Raw genomic sequence first — 3509 nt, forward strand, 5'->3', positions numbered from 1 at the left:
TAGGACATCAACAGATGATAAAACTTAGACACAAAAAGACTTTTCACCCAGTCCCTAGTCCCCAGTTCCTTGCTATAATATGAATTTGATTTAAGCATACACCAAAGGAGGTTGAGATGAGTCGTCTTCTTTATGAAAATTCAGTGTCATACAAAGGATATCTCATCATTCCATTTGTTTTTGGGAAAGTAGATAATTACGATATTTATTCGTATAAATTGCTATCGGAGTTTGGGCACAAAAGCCAATTTCATAAAGCAGAAAATCCAGCAGGAATCTATGGAAGTAGCGTTAGTAATATCGTTGATATTGCTAAAGAACATATTGATCAAAATTCAGAGTTGATTAGTCACAGAGATAATTTTAAATCTCGCTACATTTACCAAAACAATTTGATAATTATTTCCCAAGAAGGAGACAAATATTTTTATGATCATTATCCACCAGAGTTATTGAATAATATTGCAGCTCCAAAATTATTCCAATCTGAATATGAATGTCTGAGTTGGATTAAGCGAGGACTTAATGGGCAACATCTGCGGCAAAGGGCTATTTGAAGAAGGCAGAAGTTCTTGAATTTTGAATTGATTTCTCCCTCATCCCCCATTTCCTATTCTCCATCTCCCATTTCCTATTCTCCATCCCCCATTCCCTACTTTCTTTGATTTTTATTTGCTCTAGACTCGACCTGAATGCACCTTTATCGGATCATGAAGAATGATTAAGAAAAACGAGTATAGACAAACATGATAAAAATGCTAGCTGAAAACTTGATTGGAATTGAGACAATATTGCAAATTAATTGGGTTTGGTTAAATGCCAGCTTGCAGTTTGTTAGTTGGGGAGTTTTTTCACTTTTACTCGCTGAGGTGTTGAGAGACAGCTATCATGCTTTGTGTCACCAAGTCAATTGGCTTGCTAAATGGCACAATAAGCACCACATGGCCTATCGCCGCGATTTATCAATAGTTTCCCTGAAAGTTTACCAAGAATCCCAACTCTATCACGACATTTTAGAGTCGAGTCTACTGTTAATGGTATTGGTAGTCATTGCCTTAATTGTCCAGCAAATGGGGTTATGGCTGGGAGTAGCTTATGGTTGCACTTTCTTGTATGGCGCCTCTGTGCGGTATTTTCAGGGAAAAATTGATACAGACTACAACCACCTACCCGGCCCTTTAGAGACAATACCATCCATTTGGTGGGTGAATCGGTCTTATCATTGGCGGCATCATTTTGATGATGTCAACGCTTATTACAGTGGTGTCTTTCCTCTAGTGGATAAAATTCTTGGTACAGGGCTGTCTCTCAAGGGTAAAACCATCGCTTTAACCGGAGCATCAGGAGCGTTGGGACAAGCATTAGCGGCTGAACTTGTAAAGAATAATGCTAAAGTTGTGGCGTTAACCACTAATCCAGAAAAATTAGTAGAGCAAGTTGGGGTGAAGGTGGTTCCTTGGCAGTTAGGTAATGAAGCCGAACTGAGAAATAGTTTAGAGAAAGTAGATATTTTAATTATCAACCACGGAATCAATGTCTACGCCAGCCGCACCTCAGAGGCTATTAACTCTTCTTATGAGGTGAATACCTTTTCAGCATTGCGGTTGATGGATATATTTTTGACAACTGTAACAGGGCCACAAGCAAAAGCAACCAAGGAAATCTGGGTGAATACTTCTGAGGCTGAGGTTTCTCCAGCACTGAGTCCGCTTTATGAACTCAGCAAGCGATCGCTAGGAGATATTGTTACCCTCAAGCGTTTGGACGGGGATTGTGTCATTCGCAAGTTAATTCTTGGGCCATTTAAGAGTCAACTTAATCCTTATGGAGTGATGTCTGCACAGCAAGTTGCTCGTGCTATCTTATTTTTCGCCCGACGAGACTTCCGAAATATCATTGTGGCAATAAATCCTCTTACTTATCTGCTGTTCCCCTTAAAAGAAACTAGTACCTCGCTATACTATCGAGTCTTCAGCCGAACAGCGAAAAGTGAACAGGATTTACGCAAACAATAGCTAAAACCCTAATTTTCAGGTAGGGGCAATTCATGAATTGCCCCTGAGTGCATGTAGTTTTGCGTAGGCGTAGCCCCCCGTTAAGTAACTGCAAATTCGGTATACTGTCTGATATCGGCTGGTTGAAAGGCGAGAACAATTTGATTTTTAGGAATACCAGCGTTAACCAGTTCGTTGGCTATACCGTATTCTGTACCGTCTCTTTGAATCCAGATTTTGCAGTTGATAATATCAAGATGGATTAAGCAACCATGCACCCCTTGATTATTTTCCCAGCCTAATGTTAGTAGCAGGTAATGGTTGGCGGTTTGGTCTATAATTAGTTGTCTTTCTAGTTCTCCGTAAGCGTAGGGGAGTTGGACGTATTCGGTTAATATTTTTTGAATGATTTGGCGATAATTATCTAAGGTATCCATTGCAGTACCACCTCTCGTTTTGAGTCGAAGACAAGTAAACAAAGGCGTTGATTTTCTAATAAGATTTTACCAATTCGTTCTTGAAATAGTTCTGAGTAGGTTTCTTGACGAATAGCCAGAGACAAGCGGCGGTCAGGTTCTAAGCGAGTGAGAATTCAGTGGCATCTATCCATAATGTATTGGATGAATATGGCTTAGACTCATACGAATTTCGCTTATATGCTCATATAGTTCGTAGAACAGGGGGTAAACCTGAAGGAGTCTGTTTTGCCAGTCTTCGCAAGACAGCAGAGATTTGCAAAATGAGTATGCGTAAGGCACAGCAGGCAATAAAAGTTCTTATCAAAGCTAATTTGGTTACGCAAACGAAACGGACAGGACGGACAGATGAATATCGAGTTACTCCTGTCAGCGATTGGGTTTCTAAAGACCAGCTAGATCAAATACGCAAGACGATTAAAACTGCGAAGGATTCGTCTGCTGATTCAGACCTCGATACTGAGATAGGGATAGAAAAGGAGTAATTTATATCCCCAAAACAAAAAAAGGGATAAGCCAAAAGTCTATCCCCAAAAAATCAACTATACTTTCCACGGTCATAATTTAACGTTTTGTCATTCTGACCAACCTTCAACTTCAGTCGGGATAGAATGCAAAAAATTTAAACTGATGCAAAACCAGTAAACTGTCTCACATGAGGTGATCTAAAACCTAAAACAATATCCGTTTTTGGTACTCCTAACTCTACTAATTCATTAGCAACACCTTCCTCAGTCAAATCTCTTTGAATCCAAATTTTTCCATCCTTAATATCAACATGAATCACTGAACCATAAGTCCGTTTTTCACCTTCCCAACTTAGATGAACTACTAAATAGCTATTTCGTTCACAATCAAAAATTAACTTTTTTTCTGTTTCTTCAGGTAAATGATTTTCTGTATGTCTTCCTAATACAGTTTTGACTAATTCAGGATAATTTATTCCTTCCATAAAACAATCTCCTGTTTAAGACTTTCAAATATTATAGGAATCATATTTGATTTCTGAAAAAGGTTACGAGATAATACGGAGGAACGT

6 protein-coding genes are annotated in these 3509 nt (G+C 38.9%); 3 read left to right on the top strand and 3 right to left on the bottom strand.

The window, feature by feature from the left end; genetic code table 11:
• Nucleotides 1-116: 116 nt before the first annotated feature.
• On the top strand, nt 117-557 hold the full coding sequence (locus tag ACFFAP_RS37125) for a hypothetical protein (RefSeq protein ID WP_375515891.1): 441 nt from the start codon (nt 117-119) through the stop codon (nt 555-557).
• Between the two features lie 189 nt (nt 558-746).
• Nucleotides 747-2015 (top strand): bifunctional sterol desaturase/short chain dehydrogenase, encoded by a 1269-nt coding sequence (locus ACFFAP_RS37130; RefSeq protein WP_375515892.1) that lies wholly within the window; start codon nt 747-749, stop codon nt 2013-2015.
• Nucleotides 2016-2095: 80 nt separating this feature from the next.
• Here the strand turns inward: ACFFAP_RS37130 and ACFFAP_RS37135 are convergent, their stop codons facing one another.
• Nucleotides 2096-2431 carry a XisI protein gene (locus tag ACFFAP_RS37135; RefSeq protein ID WP_375515893.1) on the bottom strand — a complete coding sequence of 112 codons (336 nt, stop codon included), beginning with the start codon at nt 2429-2431 and terminating at the stop codon, nt 2096-2098.
• Nucleotides 2419-2586 carry an element excision factor XisH family protein gene (locus ACFFAP_RS37140; protein ID WP_375515896.1) on the bottom strand — a complete coding sequence of 56 codons (168 nt, stop codon included), beginning with the start codon at nt 2584-2586 and terminating at the stop codon, nt 2419-2421. The genes ACFFAP_RS37135 and ACFFAP_RS37140 overlap by 13 nt, the downstream gene beginning before the upstream one ends.
• 3 nt (nt 2587-2589) lie before the next feature.
• Between ACFFAP_RS37140 and ACFFAP_RS37145 the strand changes: the two genes are divergently transcribed.
• Nucleotides 2590-2955 carry a helix-turn-helix domain-containing protein gene (locus ACFFAP_RS37145; protein WP_375515894.1) on the top strand — a complete coding sequence of 122 codons (366 nt, stop codon included), beginning with the start codon at nt 2590-2592 and terminating at the stop codon, nt 2953-2955.
• Between the two features lie 137 nt (nt 2956-3092).
• Here the strand turns inward: ACFFAP_RS37145 and ACFFAP_RS37150 are convergent, their stop codons facing one another.
• Complete coding sequence (locus ACFFAP_RS37150) at nt 3093-3422, bottom strand: XisI protein (RefSeq protein WP_375515895.1); 330 nt, start codon at nt 3420-3422, stop codon at nt 3093-3095.
• Nucleotides 3423-3509 lie beyond the last annotated feature (87 nt).

It is taken from the genome of uncultured Nostoc sp. (assembly GCF_964245575.1).
GTDB lineage: Bacteria > Cyanobacteriota > Cyanobacteriia > Cyanobacteriales > Nostocaceae > Nostoc.

Bases quoted from the DNA above. Each gene is read 5' to 3' on its own strand.
- ACFFAP_RS37125 (WP_375515891.1), top strand. From the start codon at position 117: ATGAGTCGTCTTCTTTATGAAAATTCAGTGTCATACAAAGGATATCTC.
- ACFFAP_RS37130 (WP_375515892.1), top strand. From the start codon at position 747: ATGATAAAAATGCTAGCTGAAAACTTGATTGGAATTGAGACAATATTG.
- ACFFAP_RS37135 (WP_375515893.1), bottom strand. From the start codon at position 2,431: ATGGATACCTTAGATAATTATCGCCAAATCATTCAAAAAATATTAACC.
- ACFFAP_RS37150 (WP_375515895.1), bottom strand. From the start codon at position 3,422: ATGGAAGGAATAAATTATCCTGAATTAGTCAAAACTGTATTAGGAAGA.